11 protein-coding genes are annotated in these 20,868 nt (G+C 68.3%); 4 read left to right on the top strand and 7 right to left on the bottom strand.

Features of this window, described 5'->3' with window-relative positions; genetic code table 11:
- Positions 1-88 precede the first annotated feature (88 nt).
- Positions 89-751: an ATP-binding protein gene (locus AB0N31_RS15845; RefSeq protein ID WP_366058945.1), complete on the top strand. Its 663-nt coding sequence runs from the start codon at positions 89-91 to the stop codon at positions 749-751.
- Between the two features lie 266 nt (positions 752-1,017).
- Here the strand turns inward: AB0N31_RS15845 and AB0N31_RS15840 are convergent, their stop codons facing one another.
- From AB0N31_RS15840 to AB0N31_RS15825, 4 genes are read right to left on the bottom strand one after another with little or no spacing between them, the layout of a single operon-like run.
- Positions 1,018-2,880 carry a DUF1998 domain-containing protein gene (locus tag AB0N31_RS15840; RefSeq protein ID WP_366058944.1) on the bottom strand — a complete coding sequence of 621 codons (1,863 nt, stop codon included), beginning with the start codon at positions 2,878-2,880 and terminating at the stop codon, positions 1,018-1,020.
- The gene (locus tag AB0N31_RS15835) at positions 2,877-6,137 is read right to left on the bottom strand and encodes a helicase-related protein (protein ID WP_366058943.1); all 3,261 of its coding nucleotides are present in this window, start codon (positions 6,135-6,137) and stop codon (positions 2,877-2,879) included. The genes AB0N31_RS15840 and AB0N31_RS15835 overlap by 4 nt, the downstream gene beginning before the upstream one ends.
- Entirely contained in the window at positions 6,134-8,038 is a 1,905-nt protein-coding gene (locus tag AB0N31_RS15830) for an ATP-dependent helicase (protein WP_366058942.1), read from the bottom strand. The genes AB0N31_RS15835 and AB0N31_RS15830 overlap by 4 nt, the downstream gene beginning before the upstream one ends.
- Entirely contained in the window at positions 8,035-12,786 is a 4,752-nt protein-coding gene (locus AB0N31_RS15825) for a DEAD/DEAH box helicase (RefSeq protein ID WP_366058941.1), read from the bottom strand. The genes AB0N31_RS15830 and AB0N31_RS15825 overlap by 4 nt, the downstream gene beginning before the upstream one ends.
- A gap of 919 nt (positions 12,787-13,705) precedes the next feature.
- On the opposite strand from AB0N31_RS15825, the gene AB0N31_RS15820 reads away from it, so the two are divergent.
- Genes AB0N31_RS15820 through AB0N31_RS15810 form a run of 3 tightly spaced genes read left to right on the top strand, consistent with a single transcriptional unit; the run spans position 13,706 to position 17,763 of the window.
- Positions 13,706-15,886, top strand: coding sequence for a helix-turn-helix transcriptional regulator (locus tag AB0N31_RS15820; RefSeq protein WP_366058940.1), 2,181 nt, complete (start codon positions 13,706-13,708; stop codon positions 15,884-15,886).
- 3 nt (positions 15,887-15,889) lie between these two features.
- A complete protein-coding gene (locus AB0N31_RS15815; protein ID WP_366058939.1) occupies positions 15,890-16,888 on the top strand; it encodes a hypothetical protein in 999 nt (332 codons plus the stop codon).
- Positions 16,885-17,763, top strand: coding sequence for a DUF6339 family protein (locus tag AB0N31_RS15810; RefSeq protein WP_366058938.1), 879 nt, complete (start codon positions 16,885-16,887; stop codon positions 17,761-17,763). The genes AB0N31_RS15815 and AB0N31_RS15810 overlap by 4 nt, the downstream gene beginning before the upstream one ends.
- A 15-nt stretch (positions 17,764-17,778) precedes the next feature.
- Here AB0N31_RS15810 and AB0N31_RS15805 read toward each other — a convergent pair whose 3' ends face one another.
- The 3 genes from AB0N31_RS15805 to AB0N31_RS15795 are packed head-to-tail and all read right to left on the bottom strand — an operon-like array spanning position 17,779 to position 20,787.
- Complete coding sequence (locus tag AB0N31_RS15805) at positions 17,779-19,314, bottom strand: DNA cytosine methyltransferase (protein WP_366058937.1); 1,536 nt, start codon at positions 19,312-19,314, stop codon at positions 17,779-17,781.
- Between the two features lie 11 nt (positions 19,315-19,325).
- On the bottom strand, positions 19,326-20,348 hold the full coding sequence (locus tag AB0N31_RS15800; protein ID WP_366058936.1) for a DNA cytosine methyltransferase: 1,023 nt from the start codon (positions 20,346-20,348) through the stop codon (positions 19,326-19,328).
- On the bottom strand, positions 20,341-20,787 hold the full coding sequence (locus AB0N31_RS15795; RefSeq protein ID WP_366059028.1) for a very short patch repair endonuclease: 447 nt from the start codon (positions 20,785-20,787) through the stop codon (positions 20,341-20,343). The genes AB0N31_RS15800 and AB0N31_RS15795 overlap by 8 nt, the downstream gene beginning before the upstream one ends.
- Positions 20,788-20,868: the final 81 nt, after the last annotated feature.

Below are 20,868 nucleotides of genomic sequence, written 5' to 3'. Positions count from 1 at the left end.
CGACAACTCAAAGTGATGCCTCGTGACCCTGCGTGGCTCGTGGGGCGTCGTCAGGACGAGAGGGGTTTTCGTGGGCCAGGAAGCGTGCATGAGGCGCAAGCCGTGGGACCTTGCCTTCACGGCCGAACCGGCGGAGGTGGCCGGCCTGCGCCGGGCCATGCGGGCCCACCTCGGCATCTGGGGTCTGCACGGAGTCGTCGACGAGGCTCAACTCTGCGTCAGTGAGCTGGTGTCCAACGTCATCACGCACGTGGGCCCCGGAACCCCGGCCGTCCTCGCGGTCTCGATGAACGGCGCGCATCTGCGCATCGAGGTACAGGACCCCGACACCCGCGCTCTGCCCACCCTGCTCGACGCGAGAGCCGATTCCGAGGGAGGCCGAGGCATGGCGCTCGTCGACGCGGTGGCCGCACGGTGGGGCGTCGAACTCGGCCCCGACCGCAAGGTCACGTGGTGCGAACTGGCGACGGGACTCACCTCACCGGACGGTCACGTGGAGGACCCCGGCGTGCGGCGGGCCGAGGCACTGTTGGAGCTGTGCGCGGACGAAGGACCACCCTGCCTGCCCGGGACGGGGAGACTGGGCAGGACCGTGGCCGAGGAGTCGGTGATCTCGCTCGTCACGGACCTCCTCCACTGGCTCCGCGCCCACGGCTGCGACGTGGAGAGCGCCCTGGACCGGGCCCGGACCCGCTACGACACCGAAATGGGCGCAGCCGGCGACGAGACGTTCCGAGAGGCGACCGTCTGACGCGGCGACCCTGACGGACCTCCGTCAGCATCCGCGGCGAGCAGAAGTGCATCGTGCAGGCCACCCGACACCCCTGCCCTGGGAGGGGTGGCCAGGCATCAGGGCGACAGGCCACTGCTCGCACACTGCATCCGCGCGGCGGGCCATCATGGATCGAGGAGAGTTGCTTGAAGGACCACAGGAGGTCGGGACCGACACGGAGCATCAGCTCAGTGCCGGTCCCGCCCCCCGCCAGGGTGTCGCAGGGCCGCAGACCGGCCCGAACGTCAACCGGTGACCATGTCCGCGAAGAACCCCAGGTGAGGCTCCTCCGGGGTGCCGACGAGCAAGGCGCGGTCGAGCAGGATGTTGTTGTGCTCGCAGCTCGTCTCGGGGAGCATCACGCAGGCGTGGCAGGCGGCGAGATTCGCCCCGCCGGCGCCGGACACCCCGGTCTCCATGCAGAGCGGATCGGAGGAACACCACTCGGCACGACGAACGGCCGAACGCACCGTGCGGTCCAGGATCTTCGGTTCACCCTGTGCGACGAGACCGCCGAGGCTGCCCGCGGAATCGCTCGTCGCCGTGTAGATCAGTACCCCGGCCATGTCGTCGGCGGCATAGAGGCGCTCCCGCAGGGACGCGGCCGGATAGCCCGCCTCCAGGCTCCACTCGTTGATGAGGATGTGCGCCAGAGTGTGCAGCAGCACCATGCGGGGGGTGACGGGGGAGGGGACGGCTTGGCTTCCGTCACCTGCCCGCTGGTCGAGCACCCGCTGGTGCGCGGTGCGCATCCGCTCCGTCCGGGCCGCCACCGCCGTGGCCTTCTCCCAGGTTTCGAGTCGCTCCTCGTCCAGGCGGACGAAGACCCCTTCACCGCGTACTTCCATGGCCGGGAGCCAGCTCAGAGTCGAGTCGGAGAGAGGCATCTCTTTCGATTCGATCGCCGAATCGGGATCGGCCAGCCGGGTGAACGCCTTCAGGGCGCGCACCTCCCGGAGCTTTTTGACCAGCATCGGGCCGGTGATGCCGAGTGGAGCGAGCACGCTCTGGTCACCCAGCGGGGTCTCACAGATGAACTGCTCATCCCGAGAGTGTTCGCTCTCGTCGTTGCCCGAACGCAGGCGTTCGTACTCCTTGTTGCGAAGGGCGCGGTAGCGGTGGTCGAAGGTGGGGAGTGCCTCACCATCGGGATCCTCCTCGCGCTCCGCGTCGAGCAGTGCCATCACCTCGTCGAGAGACAGGGGACACTGCCCCTTGAAGACGCCCTTGAGGTAGATCCCGACGTGCTCGCGGTTGTCGTACTCGCGCAGCGCGTCCCAGTGCTCGGCGAGCGGATCCGCGTGGCCGTCGCTCCACGGGGGGATGGAGAGCGCAGACTTCAGCACCGGCTGCCAGACGGCGGAGGAACCACGCTGAAGCGTGCGCAGCGGGCGTCCGCATTCCACGGCGGGAGCGGACGTGCCGAGCCACGGCCGGGTGCCCTGACACTTGAGCCCGAGATCCTTCAGTGCGTTCCTCCGGAAGGAGCCCTCCATCGATACCTCGGGAGCCTGCTCACAGGTGCAGGAGACGAGGATCGAGCGGAGCGAGGACGTACGCCCGGACGATCGCAGCCGGAGCTTCCCGCCGCAGCGACCTGCAGCCGTGGCTCCACGCTCGGTCGAGCGGTGGACCCAGTGCCAGTAAGGGAACTCGTCGAGGTGTCCGGCTGCGCACGCGACGACGAAGCGGGAGGGGACGAGGTCGACCTCGCACGTGCCGCAGACGCTCTGCCCCTCCGGCGGAGTGAAGTCACGGTGACGCTGGAGTTCGGTGCACTCCGGGCAGGAGTGCACCAGAGGGAAGCGTCGTACCCGCATGCCGTCCTTGCTGTCGTCGTCGGACGCGGGCGGCAGGCGGAAGTAGCTGACACCGAGCAGGCGGGCCAGACGCCGTTCATGAATGCGTGGTGCCTCGTCGGTCCTCCAGCTCTCCTCGGCGTGGTCCAGGCCCGAGACGATGAAGGACTCGTTGTCGACGGCGATGAGCGACCCGACACCGTAGGTGGTGATGGCCTGGGCACGGCGGACCGCACCTCGGCGGGGCAGGTTGTGGGCGGGGGCTCCGCCCTTGGCCGTGCGACGTTGACGGGCGGGGTGCGGGGTCATCGGTTTCCCTCCATGAACAGGGCGGACTCGGCGTCGACGTCGCGCAGGCTCCACAGCGTGGACCACGCCTCGGCGTCCTCCGACTCGTCGTCGTACGACTTCAGGAGCGAAGGAGCACGATTGCCTCGGCGTGGTTCGAAGAGCAGACCGGGATGGATGTCGGCCTCGTCGCACCACCAGCCGACGAACTCGTCGAAGGCGTCGGCCACAGCGCTCTCCTCCGCCGGGCTGACCGCGCGGACACGACGCAGGAGGATGTCCTTGACCTTGGTCCTGAGGATGTCCTCGTACGACTCGACCCGGCCAGCGCTCTCGTTCGGGCGGGCGTCCGGGATCAGGATGCGGGCGAGGGCCACGACCACCGCGTGCAGGCCCCTTTCACGGGCGCGGGCGGAGAACGGTGTGACGGACGTGGACTCGACCTCGCGGTAGAGGGCCGAGTGAAAGTGCTGGAAGCTCTCGTAGTGGGAACGGTCGCGGGAGCGAGCCGAATTGAGCATGACCGCGACCAGGCCGGGGTGCATGCGGCCGACTCGGCTGGTGGCCTGGATGTACTCGGCCGTCGTCTGCGGTTGGCCCATCACGGCCATGAGGCCGAGGCGGTCCACGTCCACGCCCACCGCGATCATGTTGGTGGCCAGGAGCACGTCCACCGTGTCCTCGCCCGCGTCGGGCAGCCTCTTCTCGATGCCCTTGAGACGGGTCGGGATCTCGCTGGCATCGACACGGCTCGTCAGCTCCGAGTAGTTGGCGACCGAACGGACCGCCACCCCCTCGCGCTCGGCGAGCAGCTCCAGGTAGGCCACCACGTCGTCGTGCACTTGGAGTTCGGCCGCGGAAAGCAGACGAAGGCTGTTGAAGTAGCCGACGAGACTCCAGTACGCGTCGCGCACCTCTTCTTTGGTGTCCGCGTGCTTGGCCCGGTGCAGCAGGGTGGCGTACGTGCGGATCAGCAGGGTGGACTGGCTGGTGCCGGGAGCCAGGAGACCGACGTAGCGGCGGCTCGCCTTCTCCTCGCGGGGTGTCTGCACGGCGAAACACGAGTCGCGGGCGTCCAGGCCAGCGGGAGGGAACTGACGTACCTCACGGGCGAAGAGGTGGAGGCCCTGATCGGCGGCGCGACGGATGGTCGCCGTGGAGGCGATCACCTTGGGCCGGCCGGCGAGAGCGTCCACGGCGGTCTCGTAGAGGCCGGTGAGGGTTCCCAGCGGACCGGAGATCAGGTGGAGTTCGTCCTGGACGATCAGCTCCGGGGGCGGGGTGCGGTCGTTCGGGTCGTCGAGGTTGAAGAGGGCCGAGGTCGCCGGGCGCCACGGCATCGAGGCGAACTTGTCGACGGTGGCGATCACCAGCGTCGGTCGGGTGTCGTACACCGCCTCGTCGATCAGGTGGACGGGCAGGCCGTCGGCGAAGTCGCATCCCGGGCCGGGGCAGCGGACGTACATCCGCTTGACCTCCTCGTCCGCGTCGTAGTTGCGCGCGTCGAGGCGGGTCCCGCACCAGGGGCAGGCGTGCAACTGGACGGGGTTCTCCTTGGCGAGACGCTTGTCGAGGTTCTTGCGCAGCTCGTCCAGCTTCTCGTCGGCCTTGGCCAGCGTGTTGGGAGTCGCCGAGCGACCCACCCACATGCCGACGGAGAACTCCTCGTGGCCCAGCTCGGGCGTGTGGCGTCGCATGTGCTCCATGGCGCAGAGCAGGATCGCCGCTCGCTCGAACTGCTGAAGGGTGAGCAGTCGGAGCGTGTAGCGCATGAGGACGGTCACACCGCCACCGTCCGCACCCTTACGGAGGCGACGCAGGAACGACGTGAGGGCGATCAGACCGAGATAGGCCTCCGTCTTGCCACCACCGGTCGGGAACCACAGCAGGTCGGAGATCTCGCGGTCGTCGTGCTCGGGGTCGTCGATGCCGGCCAGGCAGAGCAGCACGAACGCGATCTGGAAGGGGCGCCAGCGGCCGGCGGCCGCGTCGGGAGCGCCGACACGTCCGCTCCTCACCCAGGCACTGCGGGCACGCTGGTCGGCCATGGCACGGTTCGCCAGTCGGAACGCCTTCATCAGATCGGGCTTGGTCCGCAGCAGTTCTGTGCCCTCACGGATCCGGCCGAGCGCCTCACGGCAGGCCCTCACCTGCTCGCGAGCGGCCTTCTCGTGGTTGCCGCCTTTGAGCGCCTCGGCCTCGGCGGCCTTGCGGTCGATCCACTCCTCGTAACCCGTGGCGAGTTCCTCCAGAGCGGCCAGGACTTCGGTGTCGGGATTCTCCGCCAGTGCGAGCATGGAAAGCGCCGGGCTGTCCATCTCCGGGTTCGAATCGGTGAGCAGTACCTCCACGGACGGCACGAACTGGCTGCGGACCTCGGCGACGGCTGCCGGGACGGTGTCGGTCACGCCGATCGGCGGCGGGGTCCAGTCCCATTCCGCGGAGCAGCCGTGCCCGACGGCGAAGGTCGGTGCGTGGCGGTGCAACAGCCGGCTGGTGGCGATCTCCGGGTCGTGGGCGGACGACGGGGCGGGGCGCTCGACGAACGCGGTGGAGCTGTCGGCGGCCCGTACTGTCAAACCGCACTGGAACAGGGAAAAGGCGTCCTGGAGGTCCCACTTGCCGACCCTGTGCTCGTTGACCAGCGTCACCGTGATCGTGACCGTGCCGGTGGTCGGGTCGGGCCGTCGGACGGTGGCACGCAGTCCGACCCCGTCGTACAGGCTCTCTCGCTTGTCACCGTCGGGCGTCGTGACATCGATCGGGCGGTCCGGCAGGTCGAGTTCCACGCGCCGCCAGTGTTCCTGCTGGTCGGAGACGGTGCGAGCCTCGGCGCGGCGAGGCTCGACCGGGTTGCCGTCCGCGTCGGTGGGCTTGTACACGGCGGCGCGTGCCGAGACCACGATCGTGTCGCTTATGGCCGGGTCCACGGCGAAGGTCAGTCCCATCGAGGACGGACGGCGATCCCCCGCCCGACCGAGTTCCTGCTCGGTGCCGGACTCCTCGACGTTGTCACGGGTCAGCAGTGGCGCGGTGTCCAGGCCGTCCTGCTCGTTGGCCTCCTCCTTCTTCCGTTCCTCTGCCCCCTCGTCCGCCGCCCGCGGGTACAGCACGCCGGTCAGATAACGATCGATCGGCGCGTCCTGGGTGAGCACCTCGTCCCGGTCCTCCGGCTCGGCGTTCTCGGCGGGACCGAGGAGTTCGCGGCGGAGACCCACCAGGAGTTCCTCGTCCCGGACCCGGTAGTGCTCGGAGTGACTTCCTGCCACGTGCGTCATGCGCCCTGCTCCTCGTCGTTGTCGGCCCGCCGGAACTTCCCGATACCGGTGATCCTGGGGACGATCCACACGCCCCGATCACCCAGTCCGGCGTTGCTCCCGGCAGCGGTGCTGCCCGTCACGGTCTCCAGAGTGTCGATCCGCAGGCCGTGGATCTCGTCGGGCCACCAGGGGTCCCACGTCCTGTTCACCTTCTGCACCTGGTACAGCCCCTCACGGAACCACTGCGACGCCTCGCCGATCTCCCGCCCGTCGTGCGTCAGGGCGTACGGCGGGCTCTGCGACTCGCCCATCGGCAGGTCGTGGCGCTTGCGCAGTACCACCGGCTGCCCTGGGCCGACCCATTCCAGGAGGTGGGTCTGCGTGGCCACGGCGTCGCCGTCGTGGCAGGGCGGGTCGTTCCGGCACACGTCGCCCGCCTCGGCGACGATGCCGAACCGGTCGTAGGACCGCCAGCCACCGATGTAGCGCCGGCCGTCGCTCCGCTTTCCCGCCCGCCTGAACTGCGGCAGTTCAGGGGGTGCCATGTAGTACAGGTCGTGGCGGGCGCGCGTCATGGCCACGTAGAGGGCGCGCGCCTCGGCGGGGAGATCCAGCTCGTCCCCGTGCCGCTTGCGCAGTTCCGCGACGGTCGGCGGAGTGAGCACGATCACCCGGTCGAACTCCAGGCCCTTGGCCCGGTGCACGGTCGAGACGACGATCCGGGCGGTCTCCGGGTCGGCCGCCTCGTCGGGGAACCGACCGTCGGCGATCGCACGACGCAGCCGGTCCAGATCGATCACGTTCCGTCCGGGTCCACGAGCGACCCGACGCAGCGTGGTCCACAGGACGGACACATCCGGCTGGAACGGCAGGGGGATCTCCATGAGCAGCGAGCGGAACCGGTCCTCGGTGAGGCCGGTCGCCTCCGTGCGGCGCAGCAACTCGGCGACCCAGTGAGGCACCGGACGCTCTTCGAGCGGACGCCGCAACCGGTGCTCCACATCGTGGGCGTGCAGCAACTCGGAGACCACGAGGGCCTCCCGGTTGTCGCGGGTGAGGATCGCGCAGGTGTCGGTGGAATCCCGCAGACCGACCAGGGTGAACTCGTCGTCGAGGTCGCCCATGGCGTTCACCGGGTCCAGGAGCAGTTCGCGAAGCTCCTCGTAGAGCGTGCCCGCTTCTTCCGGGTCGGTGAGCTGCTGGAGGCGCGGTCCGTGGGCCAGGGCCACCCGGGCCTCCGGCGTGGTGGCGCGGAAGTTCCCGGTCAGCCGCAGCTCCACCAGATCGTCGGGGTACGAGCAGCGCAGCCAGTCGAAGAACCGGTTGATCTCGTCAGCGCGTTCGCGGGGGTCCGCGATCTGGAAGCCGTAGACGGACTGCGCGGCGTCCCCGACGACGGTGAAGCCGCAGCTGTCCTGGTACCGGTCGAGCAGTGTCTCCACCAGCTCGCGGCGCGCGCCCAGCAGGTCCTGCACCTCGTCGATCACGACATGGGCGGGTGGGGCGGCGTCACCGATCTCCAGCGCGCCCTTCTCGACCGCGTGGGCGGCGGCGGTGATCCGCTCGTCGAAGCCGGCCCCCCTCCAGCCACCGTCCGGGTGAGCCCGGCTGAGCACGCCGTAGGCCCAGGCGTCGAAGGTCTGGGCGCGCACCCGGCGGGCCCGTTCCCCGTGTCGGGCGATGCGCTCGCGCAGTTCGCGGGCGGCTGCCCGGGAGAAGGTGAGCACCAGGATCTCCGAGGCCTCCAACGCCTCCTCCTGGTTCTCGTGATCGCACAACGCGTCGAGTCTCCGCACCAGGGTGTGCGTCTTCCCCGCCCCGGCTCCGGCGGTGACCAGGACCCGCGCGTCCCAGGGCTGCTTCACCACGGCCCGCTGCTCGTCGGTGAGCGGAGGGCTGTCCAGGTAGACGTCGGTCACTTGTGGCTCCAGAGGTGCTCGAACTGGGTGAAGGCGAGCCGGGTGTCGAAGTTCTCGATGTTGTCGCTGACGTTGAGGATCAGGCAGGTGGGCTTGCCACCGTTCTTCGGTCCGCGCAGGCCTCGACCGATCATCTGCTGGTAGACGTTGGTGCTGTAGACCGGACGGGCCACGACCACGACACGGGTGGCGGGCGCGTCGAAACCCTGGGTCAGGACGCCGTAGTTGGTGAGGACGCGGATGCGGCCGTCGCGGAAGTCTTCGATGCGCCGGCGTCGGTCCTGGGCGCTGGTGGTCGAGTCCACGGCGGCGGCGGTGACTCCCCGGTCGTTGAACAGGGCGGCCAGGTAATTGGCGTGATCCACGGAGGTCGCGAAGAGCAGGGTCGGCCAGTCCTTCGGAAGGCCGGCGACCTCGTCGACGATGCGGCGACTCCGTGCGTGGTCCTCCGCGAGCCGCTGTTCGGCGGAACGCGAGAGCGTGGCCATACGCTCGGCCTGCTCCTTCTCGTCCCGGGTCAGCTCGATGCTTCCGCCTTCCAGAACGCGGTGCTCCACCTGCGCGAGCATCTCCCACTTCTGAAGGTCGCCGTACGGGTCGCCGGAGGGGAAGACCCCCTCGTCGAGGCGCCTGCCGCCGAAACGGTTGACCAGACGACGGGTCTCCTCCTCGTTGGTGTTGCGGAACGGAGTGGCCGTCAGGCCGAGCAGATGACGTCGGGTTTCGTACTGGGTGAGACCCAGCTTCCCCAGGATGGCGGTGTACCGAGGAGAGATCGCGGTGTGGGCCTCGTCCACGATCACCAGTGCTGCCTCCCGGAGCCATTCGTACTGGTCGGCGTCCAGGCACCGTTCCAGTTTGGCGTCTGTGGCGACGACCAGATGCGGGTGCCCCTCGACGTTCCCGACCTCGTTGCCGCCCCACAGTCGACTGATGGCGAGGGGGCGCTCGGCTCCCACCTTGCTCCATACGAACTTCCAGCTCTGCACGGCCTGTTCGCACAGTTCCTCGGTCTGCGCGATCCACAGCAACGGCCCTTGCAGATCGCCCACCCGCTTCACCCAGCGGATCGCGGCCTCCGCGGTGACGCGCGTCTTACCGGCGCCGGTGGGCAGGGACAGCATGGCCCGCTGCGGAGCCAGCCGGTCGAGCAGCGTGGTGATGTTGCGGACCAGGTCTTCCTGATAGTCATGGAGCCGAGGGAAGTCCCGCGGGCCGTCGACCGTCTCGGAGGCGGGAGGCGACGGCGTCCGGGATCCGGCGAAGGCCATCGGCAGCCCGAGGCTCGACACGAAGGTGACAGCGGCCGAGGAACCTCCATAACCCAGAGGTGCGTTGGGGAACCTGGCCTGGATGTCCCGGGCGTGATGGTGGAGCACCCTGTCGCCGCGCGCGTTGAAAGCCATCTGCGCCACCCGGTGCCCTGACGGTTCCGCACCACCGGTCGCCTCCAGCTCGGCCTCCATCAACCCTTCGGGGAGACCGGAACGCAGTGCCTCCGCACCGATCAGCAGCTCGATCTTGGTGACGACGTCGTCCGCGTCGCGTATGGCCTTCAACGCCGCCTTGGTCTTGCTGTCCCGCGCCATCCGCTCCTGGTTCTCCAGCACCAGTCGGCAGCCCGACGTACCCAGTCCGAGCCTCAGCTCGCGGTCGATCAGGCGGAGCATCGGCTCGGGTTCCAAGGGGACGCGGACCTTGACCGTGGCGCCTTGGCGCACCGCGTCCAACGGGCGGGCCCTGGCGGCGTTCGGCGTCCGGGTCACCTCTTCGAGCTCCTTGCACCGCTGCACCAGGCTGTTGCGATTGCCGCTGTTCAGACGCTGGCGCAGGCCGGGGTACAGCTCCACGAGCGGGACCGGGTCACCGTCCGGAACCTCGCGGGTCTCCCGGGTGATGGCATCGGCATAGCGCTTCATGCCCCACTTCTCGATCATCAACTCGGCGTCCTCGGGGGACGTCACGAGCAGGGCGGGAAGCTGTTCCGCGCGCAATGTTCGGTACTCGGCCGGGCCGACGGCGACGGTGATTTCCTCGTCGGGACGGGTGTCCCAGACTTCGCCGATCCGGCAGCGGGTCAGCGAGCCCTCGGGGAACTCCGCGCCGAATCGGGTGAGCATCACGTAGGTGTTGCCGACGAAGAGGTCGTCCTCGCTCCGCGTCACCTCCGAGAGGAGGTTCTCCCAGCGTTCGGCGGGAACGTCGTCGACCGTGGTGGGAAGGCGCAGCTTGCGGGCCTTCTCGGGAGAGATGTCGGCGACTGGCAGCACGTCGCGGTAGGCGGCGAGCTGGGGCCCGACCGCTTCGCCCAGCGACTTGATCCCCTGGGAGGTGGAGACGGCTCCGTACTTCCTGAGCATCCAGCGGATCGGTGACATCACGGCCTGCCGGGTGCTCGACTGCGCACCGATCTGACGCGTCCAGTTGTCCACCACCGAGTCGTCCGGCAGCGCCTTCAGGAAGGCAGCGCGGGACTCCTTCGAGAGTGACCGGAAGAGGTGCAGGGGACCACCGATCGCGGAACCCTCCACCTTCATCCGGTTGAGGGCCGGGCGGGGAGCCCGCTGGTCCAGGCTCCGCAGATAGGAAGCGTGGACGGCTTCCCGGTACTCCTCGAACCAGTCCTCGCCCTCTGGACGTACCGAACTCGACGGACGCTCACGCAAGCCGATCTCACGGAAGAAGGCGAGATCGTCGGAGTGGAATCCCGTGTCGACGGCGATGCTCGGGTCGCGTTTCGCGTCGACCACCGCACCGGGCAGCATGCAGTCGCGCGCCGGGCGGAACTTCCCGTCCGCCGTCCGCACGCGGAGGGTATCGCGGGCGTTCGGCACGTGCTTGAGCACGGTGTGGGTCAGTCGTCGTTCACCGGCCTGGCGGAACAGGTCCCAGAAGCGCTCCCATTCGGCGCTTCCGTAGTTCTCGAAGCCCTGGTCGAGCACGCTGATGAACCGACCCTCGACGTCGGCCTCACGGATGCCGAGGAGGTTGAGCGCGGTGGCGAGTTCAGGGTCCCGCGCGATCTCGCCGACCACATACACCAGGGACTCGCGTAGTCCGTCCTGGTCGGCGCGGCGATACACCTGTCCGGCGACAGGAGGGACGAGGCCATGCTCCTCGGTGAGCACGATCTTCGCCCTGCGGGCCTCCTCGGCGTACGGCGAACCGGACTTGACCATCTCGGCGAGGATGCGGATCGCCGTCGCGGACGACTCGGCGGTACCGCGCTCGACCAGCGCCTCCAGCCACGCGCGGACATCGGCCCGCTTGTGTCCGGCCGCACCGAGAATGTGCTCGACCTTGCCCGAACGCAGGACGTCCGCCTCGGCGTTCGGGTGCAACCAGTTCGAGGGCCGGCCGGGCGACTCGTGCCACATCCGCAACCAGCGGGCGTTCCGATCCTTGTCGAGACGTGGAGGGACGCGCAGTTCGGTGGGGACGCGCAGCACGCCCTCCTGGTCGGGCAGCGACGGACGGACCGCCGCCCGTTCCCAGATCTCCCGGGTCAGGAACTCGTCGGCCCAACTGATCGCCTCCTTCACACGGCCGGGCAGCAGCGGTAGGTACGCGGCGGGGTCCTCGGCGGGGGCCAGGCCGGGCAGGGAGTCGACGACCAGGGCCGCCGAGACCCTGACCATCTCCTCGTTGAACGCAGAGGAGTCGAGCAGGTTCTGACGGTCCTCGTTGGTCTTCCAGGCACCGTTGAGGATGCCGCTCAGGGACATCTCGTACTTGGTGGGGAAGAAGGACCAGAAGCGCCCCCGCCCCCGCGACTGCGGACTGATGTGCAGCCCGGTCTTCTCGTCCTTCTCCAGCGCGGGCACCGCCCAGGCGAGATCCAGCGTGAGCCGGTCGTGCAGTTCGCCGGCGTCGGACCGGGCCGCAGGGCCCGGCTCGTGGGTGGTGGAGAAGACCCGCCAGTGTGCGCTGACCGTCGGCTTCCCCGTCCGCTCCTCCACCACGGTGTGCAGGTTCCCGGAACGCCGGGTCGTCAGCTCGCGTCGGACGGCCGGGCGAGGCCGGCGATCTTCGAGGACGACCTTGGCCACGTGCGGGGAGAGCAGCTGGAAGCCGAGCGGGAACTCCTCACGGGCCGCACCGGCGATCGTCCGTCCACCGTGCATGTCCAACGCCAGCTTGCCGGCGGCGCCGGGGAGCAGCGGCAGGCGGACGACGGTCGTGGCCCAACCCAGCAGCTCGTCGAGGACCGGGTCCTGAGCGCGCTCGGCGTTCACGTCGAGGGCACGTGCCATGCGCAGCACCGGTGCCTCGAACTGTGCGCCCAGGTGTTCCCGTACGCCCGGCACCGAGCGGATCTTCTCGTACGCCCACTCACGGTCGAAACCGAAGGAACCGGAGCTGCTGAAGAACTGCGGAGCGTCGGTGACCACCAGAACGGATTTCACGCCCACACCGAAACGGCCGATCTGCCCACCGCGCTTGCGCGACATGCTCATGCGGAGAATGGTCTCCGCGCCTTCGGGGGTCACCGGGGTGCCCTCGTTGGCACAGTAGAGGTGTGTGTCGGTGAGGACCACTTGGACGGATCCCCCCGGCTCGGCGGCGATCTCGTCCGCGGCGTTCTGCACGAGTTCGAAGAGCTGGCGGTCTCCGTATCCACCTTTGGTGATCCGCCGCTCGCTGTTGGCGTGTTCCGGAATGAGGCCGGGATCGACCTCGTAGGTCTGCAATACACGAGCGGACTGTTCGAGGACGGTGTGGATGACCGGGGAAGCGGTGGACGACACTGCTGCTGAACTCCTGAGGACGAGGTGGGAGAGGAACACGTCTGGGGGCGGGCCCGCACAGGGGATCGGGCATGCGAGGGCCCCTTGCGGGGTCTTTCAGGTCACGGGGGAGCGCGACTGGTCGGACGTCAACCGGCGTCGACGATTCCGGAACGATCGATCTCGAAGTGTTCGCCGAGCTCTTCGACCGTCATTCCGGCTTCGTCGAGGATGTGCTTCTCTTCCGTGCCGCTGGGTGCCATCGCCCACTCAAGATGGACAGAGTGTAACTCCCTCTGTGAAAAGGGGGCGGAATAATGATTGTGGTGACAGGACTCCACGTCCCCCGTGGGTTCTTGCATGAGTACGACGCCTCCGCCGTTCTTGGTTGGCCCCGCACCAGGATGTCTCGGTGAGGGAGATTCTCGGGGTGGGTCCCGTGGCCGTATCGACATTCTCCGATATGGCTGTTTCAGGCGGGACGACTTTTCTGGTGTTCTGGGTTCAGAACTGTAGGGGGATTCCGCCTGATCGCGCCACCCCATTCCCGGATCCAATTGGATCCCCTCCTCGACGGATTTCATCGAAGGGAATTGGACGAGGGTATGGCTCACCCGTGGCCGCGTGGTTGGCCTTGGTGAGGCTGTTCCAGGCGGGACGGCTGTTCCGACAATATGACTGTAGGGCGATCTTGTCCGACCTCGCCACCCCGATTCGGGAAGCTGCACAAGCGGAATATCGACTTCCGTAAATGCGTGAGGCGCGACGCGGGCGCGCGCCGCTTCCGGTCGCGTCGCGAAAGGTTCGAGACGCTCGCGAGGTGCGCAACTGGGACATTTATTTACTTATTGGTCACTCTTGAATTCCGAAAGGTGCCACCTCGGCATCGTCAATTGCCAGTTGACGTTTGCGGGCGTGTCAAATTAGCCTGCTCGCGTTCATGCGAAGCAACAGAGGGGTGGGTGGTCGTGTGGAGACCGGTGAGGAGTTCGGGCCCTGGTTGTCCCGCCAGCTCGCGCTCACGGGCAAGACGCAGGCGGAACTGGCGGAGGAACTGGGGCTGACCCGGGCCGCGGTCTCCGCGTGGATCACCAAGCGCTCGGTCCCGCGCCCGACCGTCATGGGAGAGATCGCCAAGGCGCTCGGCACGGACCTGGGCACAGTGCACACCCGGACCGCCGACACCCAGGCCGGCCTCCCCGTCACCTGGTACCACCGGCCCGGCTACCAGGACGGTGGACGTGACGGTGGGAACGCCGCGGCCTTCGCCTTCGACGCGGACGTCCAGGTGCTCGCGCGCGAGACCTGCCAGAACAGCCTCGACGAGCGAATCGTGGAGAACGGCCGTCCGGTCCGCGTGCGGTACACCATCCACGAACTCACCGGCGAGAAGCTGGAGGCTTTCCGTTCCGCCATCCTCTGGGACGAACTCCAACCCCACTACTCGGCGGTCTCCGAATCCGCCGCCGATCAGAAGGTCGGGCGAGTCGTCGACGCCGGTGTGCGCGACATGTTCGAAAAAGGTCGCCTCGTCCTCCTCCGTATCGACGACTACAACGCTTCCGGCCTCACCGGTGACGACTACGGCGACGGCAAGTTCGCGGCCGTCGTCCGCCGGCAGTTGGAGAGCCTCAAGTCGGGCCGCGGTGCGGGCGGTTCCTACGGTCTCGGCAAGGCGACGCTCTGGGCGACCAGCGCACTCGGCATGGTGCTGATCAACTCGACGCTCTCCGTTCCGCACGAGGGCCGCACCGAGCGCCGTGTCATCGGACGACTGGAGCTTCCGTGGCGTTCCGTCGACGGCAACCAGTACGCGGGTCCGGCGTGGTTGGGCCGTCCCGATCCCGAGACGCCCGGTGCGGAAGTGGTCCGTTCCTGGTGGGCGGACGAGGAGACGGTCAAGCGTCTCCGCCTCACCCGCGAGAGCGACGAGCCGGGCACTTCCTTCCTGATCGTCGGCGCCCATGACGTGGCGAGCCTCGAACAGGGCAAGCCGGACTCGACCGACGACGAGGACGAGAACGGTAGCGACGACGACGGGACCCGCGACATCCGTGCCATGCACCGACGCCTGGTCGACGCGTTGAGCCGGGACTTCTGGGCGGCCATGACCGGAGGCGGCAGCAGACTCCCGCTGTTGGAGACCTCGGTCTGCACGATGCGCAACGACGACATTGTCATAGAGGAGGAAAAGGTCGACCCCACCGACAAGCAGCCCTCGCGCACCCGGGCGCTGCGTGCCTTCTACGAGGGGGCGACCGTGGACCGGCTCACCGCGGCCGGTCAGGTGGCGCTCCGCACGGTTCCGCTCCGACTGCCCCTGTCGGGAGGTCGCCGTGGCACGCTCGGCACCCACCCGGGAGTGCTTCTGGTCACCGAGGCGGAGGACAAGGACGGCGTGCCGAACCAGGTCCACTCCCTGCGCGGCAACCGGATGACCATCAAGAAGTCCGGCGTCTCCGGGTTGCCGCTGGGCGTCAACTCCTTCCAGGCGGTTCTCCTGGTGGGGCACGCGGCAGGGGAGTCGGCACCCTTCGCCGAGGAGGCCGAGGAGTTCCTGCGTGCCGCCGAACCGCCCGAGCACGACCGTTGGGGGCAGACCGAGGAACTGACCCTCCGTTGGTCGCACAGCGCGCACCACCGCATCGCCAGGTTGACCACCGAGGTCAATGCCGCGGTGAAGGAACTGGTCGTCAGGACTAAGCGTCCCGGGGCGCAGGAGAGTGCCAAGCTGCGCAAGAAACTCACCGTCCCGCGCAAGAGCGCGACGCCCAAGCGTGCCTCCGGGCCGGCCCTGCCGGTTCTGGACGAACTGAACGCCGAGATCGGCGAGAATCGGGAGTGGCGGATCACCGCCGAGGTGAAACTTCCACGCGGCGCCGACGAGTTGCCCGCCATGACACCGGTGGTGCTGGTCGACGTCCGGACGGGCAGTGGCCCCAGGCTCGACTGGGCCGAACTCGTCGCGGTGGAGGGCTGTGAGGTCGAGGACGGCGTGCTGCGCTTCACTCCGCACGCCCGCCGAGCCGTTTTCCGGGGTTCGACCGATCCCACCAGTCACCCGGTCCGTACCGAACTCACGCGACTTGCACTGGAACTCCGTGCCGGTTCAGGGGAGTGAGGCATGAAGTTCTTCTATCCGTACAAGCGACTCAACCGCCCCGTCGCCCTGAGGGTGACTTCGGCCTCCCTGAAGCTGCTCGACGGTACTCGTGACCATCTGGACACCTCGGCGTTCTCCATCCCGCAGCGGACCGTCGCCCTGGGGGTGGCGCAGCACGAGGACTGGTTGTCGGGAAGAATCGGTCTGTCCGCCACCCTTCCTCCCGGTGCCGTGGCTTCCGACGCACCGTGGAGCGACCTGCGGGTTCTGGCGGTGCTCACCGACGGCGACACCAACGTGCGCACAACTGTCGACCTACGTCAGGAGACGCCGGACAGCAAAGAGTGGTCCGGCGAGATCGAGGTTCTCCGCGACGACCACGTGGGACGTGCCGAGCTGACTGTCCTCGCCGTGGCCACGGTCGATGGTGTGCGGGGCAGGACGATTGCCGAGACCGATGCCAACTGGACAGTCGATGTCACCGCCGAGGAGCCGCTCGGCGGCCTACGCCTCGACGTCAAACAGGCGAGCTTCTCCAAGAGCGCGCGGGAATGGCTGCGTCCCTACGCGGATGCCCCCTGGGTCGTCGACACCTCGGGCCGCCTCCCCCTGGTGATGGTCAACACCGATGTGGAGGGATTCGCCGATCTTCTCGGCGGCGAGGCCGGGGGGATGGAGAACAAGGTCCACGAACTGTTGGTGTCCCAGATGGCCACCGACGTGTGGACGGCGGTGTTCCACAGCGCGGTCGGTGACCTGGAGATCGAGCCCGACGGCTCGCCCGTCTTCCCCGTCGACTGGAGGGGGGAGGTGCTGCGGGAGATGCTCCCCGATGTGGAGCCGGGGCTGAGCGCCGAGGAGGCGCTCCGCCGGGTCCATCGTCGCCGGACCGGTGACACGGGATGGGTGGAGCTCCAGACCCGTGTCCACTACGCCGCAGTGCGCCGCGCCGGTGCGCGCCAGGCGCTCGCCGGTGTCCTGCGCGCACTCCAGCAGAACAATCGGGAGAACACTCAGTGATCGAGCAGCCTTATCACCTTCCCGAGCGGCTCGGCCTGCTCTCCGCGACGGCTGCTGACCCCTTCCTCACCGAAGACCTCCTCAAAGGGGTACAGGGGCACGGAGGCGTAGACCTTGCCAAGGTCGTCGAACCCCTACCGGAGGACGACGCCCGCTGGCTCGTGGAACCTCTCCGCGAGCTCATCGACGATGCCCTGCACCAGTTCAGGGACAATCGAACGGACGCTGACGGCTGGTTGGCCCCCCGGCTGCACGCCGCTCTCCGACTCACCCGGCGGGAAGCCGCCGACAGGAGGATCTGGAACCATCTCGCGCTCGCCGTCGCCCCGGACTACGTGGCGTGGCGGCATGCTCCCACGGCCGCACCGGGGCGGTCCGATGTCCGCATCAATCCCGCCCGGTTCAAGGGGTCCCCGGACCGGCAGTGCTTTTCACGTCTGTGGTGGGCAGCGGAGATGTTCCGCAACGGAGCCGACTACACGTCGGTGGTCACGGCTTGCACTAACCAGGACCTGATCCACTACGCGCTGCGCGTGGAGCTCGTCGACCATCGCCCCACCGCGCAGGCTCTGGTCCGAGTCATGGAGCGAGGCGTCGCCGGCACCGGTCGTGAGATCAACGGGCTCATCATGGCCATCAAAGCTGCCGGCGCCACCCTGGTCTACGACGCGCTCGCCCCGGACGAGCCGCGCGACCCCGAGGCGCTCCGCCAGTGGATCGCGGAGGCCGAGTCCGCGCCCCCGGTGCCCCGGCACGACCTGCCCGCCGGACCTGACGAGGAGACCGTCCCGGAGGAGTCGGTGGCCGCGCTCACCGAGTACTTCACGGACCTCTTCGAGACGGCCCCGGTCAGGGGACGCGTGCCTCAGACCTGATCGGGACGGGAAGGGTCACCTGCCGGTGAGCGGGTGGCCCTCCCACTGCCCGTGCTCGCGCACCTTCACCGGCTCGCCGGGTTGCCATGCCTCCAGATCCGCGACGGCCTGTTCCAACCTGGCACGGGCCTCCTCGCCGCTCAGCTCCGGTGCGAGGACATGCAGCAGTACGTGCAGGGCGAGCCGCGGAGGTACGGCGTTGCCGATCTGCTGCGGCTGGTCCTTGCCGCTCCAGGGATACGCGACGGGGAACGTCTGGAGCACGCCCGCCTCGGCGAAGGTGAAACGGTCGAACTCGGGGAGGTCGGTGTCCGTGCCCTTGTGGACCAGACGGTTGCGCGACACTTTCCCCGTGATCGTCGCGGACGGGACGTCGTGGTCGCGCTTGCCGCGCGCACCGGGGTCGCCGCCGGTCCCGTAGTTCGAGACGACGGTGAAGGCCGGCCGGTCCGGCAGATGGGGCGCTAGGCTCCGCGCCTTCTTGAGAGCCGCCTCCATGGACACCCAAGCCGCTTTCGGCGTTCCCTCGGGGCTCTCCTCCGCAGTGTCCCAGAGGAGTGTGTCCGCCAGCTCCGTCGTCGACGATCCCGCGGCAACGGCCAGAGGGCGGTAGCGCTCGTGGGTCTCGGCCACCTCAGGGATGTCGGTCTCGCCGAGTCGGGCCATGAGCACCGCGCGCTTGCGCGTCTGCGGAACCCCGAACGCCTCGGTGAACATCAGCTGCGTCCTCGTCCGGTAGCCGAGGGTGGTGAGCACCTCGGCGTACTTCTCCCACACCGGCATCACGGCGGGAACCTGCTCCAGGACGACTGCCTCATAGGGCTTCAGCCCCGGACGTCGGCTCCGCTCGATCACCCACCACAGCGGTTGAAGGACCAGTCCTGTCCGTTCGTCGCCCAACTCTTCGAGCCTGGCCTTGAGGTCGTTCAGCCTCACCCCCAGGGCGCTGTACTCCTCGATCAGATGCTCGAGGTCCGCATTCTCGAGCTCGAGTTCTCTCGAGGCCCTGAGCGCCTTCAGAACGCTCTTGATCTCTTCCGGGGAACTGCCGCGCTCCTGGAGACTCTTCTTGATCGCCTTGCGCTCCACGGAACGGAGGGCCTCGACCTCACGCTTCTCGTCCTTGATCTTCTCCGCCTCGGCGGCCTTTTCCTTCAGCTCCTCGGAGATCTCCCGCCAGACACCGGAGATGCTGTCCCACTCCGCTTCGTCCGTTTTCGCGACGGCGTGCAGGCGCTCGATGTACCCCAGCACGTCGTCCAGCGCCCTGCGCCCGGCGCCGTGCCCGGCCACGGTGAAGGTCTGGCAGGGAGGCCCCCCGGTCAGCACCTGGGCATGGGGGAAATGCGCAGCGGAGTATTCCCTCACGTCGCCGTGGAAGGTGTCCATCCCTGCTGCGCTGCGAGTGGCGCACGCGTCCTTGTCCCACTCGATGCCGGTGACCTGGTGGCCCAGGACGTCCGCAGCCACATCCAGCCCACCGGGCCCCGCAAACAGATCCACGATGCGGAAACTCACAGGTCGGGCGTCTTTCTTCTCGATGTGGCTCATGGGCGTGAAGTTTAGCCGGCGCTGCGAGGTGCGTACGGACTGTCTGCCCCACGTACCGGGGAGGAACGCAGAGCGGTCGCGATGGCGGTTCCGAGCGCCTTTCCCACCGGCGGAGGAGTGGCATGACCGATCTGCCTGTACCGAGCCGTCTTCCGTCCCGTGATGTGCCACTCCGTAGGGAACGACTGCAGGAGGGCCGCCTGGTCCACCGTGATTTTGATCATCTGCGACGGATCGTCCGACCGCGGCCACTCGTAGTCCGCTCCAGGTACCTCGTCCGCCATCGCCCCCGCGTTCACCCCCATCCGCGCCCAGGCCCGCTTGGTGCCGGACGGGCCGAGGTCCGCACCGCCGCGATTGTCCGAGCCGCCGACCAGAGTGGGGGCGACGGTCGAGGCCTGGGCCGCCCAGTCCTCGGCGTCACGCCAACCGCGGGCCTCCATGGATCGGAGCAGTGCCTGACCGACCGGCACGTGCTCCCTCACGGTCGGCTCGGGCGGGGCGAAGCCGTGGAACCACTCCTCTTTGAGAGCCACGAGAATGCCCTGCCTGCGTTCCTGTGGCACGCCGAAGTCGGCCGCGTTCAGCACGAACCAGCAGAACCGATAACCGAGATGGACGAGTTCCTTCTGGATGAAGTCACGAATGTCGGCGTACGCCGGTGACTCGACGAGAGCGGGCAGGTTCTCCAGCAATAGAGCCCGCGGCTGAATCGAGTGGACCAGGTAGATCGTGGCCGTGAGAAGTTTCAGTTCCTGGTCGCTGTCCGTACGTCCCACCGCGGCCGAGGACTTGACCCTAGGCAGACCGGCCGACAGCAGGTCGACGTCGAAGACCTCCGGGTGCTCGTCCGGAAGGAAGTCGAGCAGGTCTTCGCGGACCACGTTCCAGTGCGGACGGTTGGCCAGGAGCGTCTCGCACGCCTGGTGCTTGCTGTCGAGCAGGAGCACCGGCGAGAAGCCTGCGCTCTCCAGCCCCGACGCCAGGCCGCCGGCCCCCGCGCAGACATCCACGAAACCCAGCCGGTCAGTCATCCACTCCCTCTGCGTCCTGTGCGCGGCCCGACAGTCGCGTGCTCCCCTTGCGGTGCCCTCGACGCTGCTTCTCCAGGTCGACCGCAGCACGTACCGTCGCCGCCACCTCGTCGGGCGGTATGTGTTCCCAGAACCGCAGCACCGTCCAGCCCTGGGCGGCGAGGTGTTCGGTGGTCTCCTGGTCGCGGGCCATGTTCCGGTCCAGCTTCGTACGCCACCAGTCCGCATTGGCCTTCGGACGCGTGGCGTGCTGAGGACAGCCGTGCCAGAAGCAGCCGTCGATGAGGACCGCGACCTTCGCCCGGGGGAAAGCCACGTCGATCCGTCTTCGCGGCATACCGGGGACCGGATACTCCACGCGGTAGCGCATGCCAGCCGCGTGGAGCAGTCGGCGTACGGCCAACTCGGCACTGGTGTCCTTGCTCGCCTGTCTGCGCATGCGGGCCGAGACGCCGGGTGAGGAGGGCGTCACGCTGTTCACTGTCGTCATGCCTCACGAATGCACGTCGTCACGGTCGAT

Source organism: Streptomyces sp. NPDC051051 (assembly GCF_040682975.1).
Taxonomy (GTDB): Bacteria; Actinomycetota; Actinomycetes; order Streptomycetales; family Streptomycetaceae; genus Streptomyces.
This window is presented reverse-complemented; position numbering and strand designations above follow the sequence as displayed.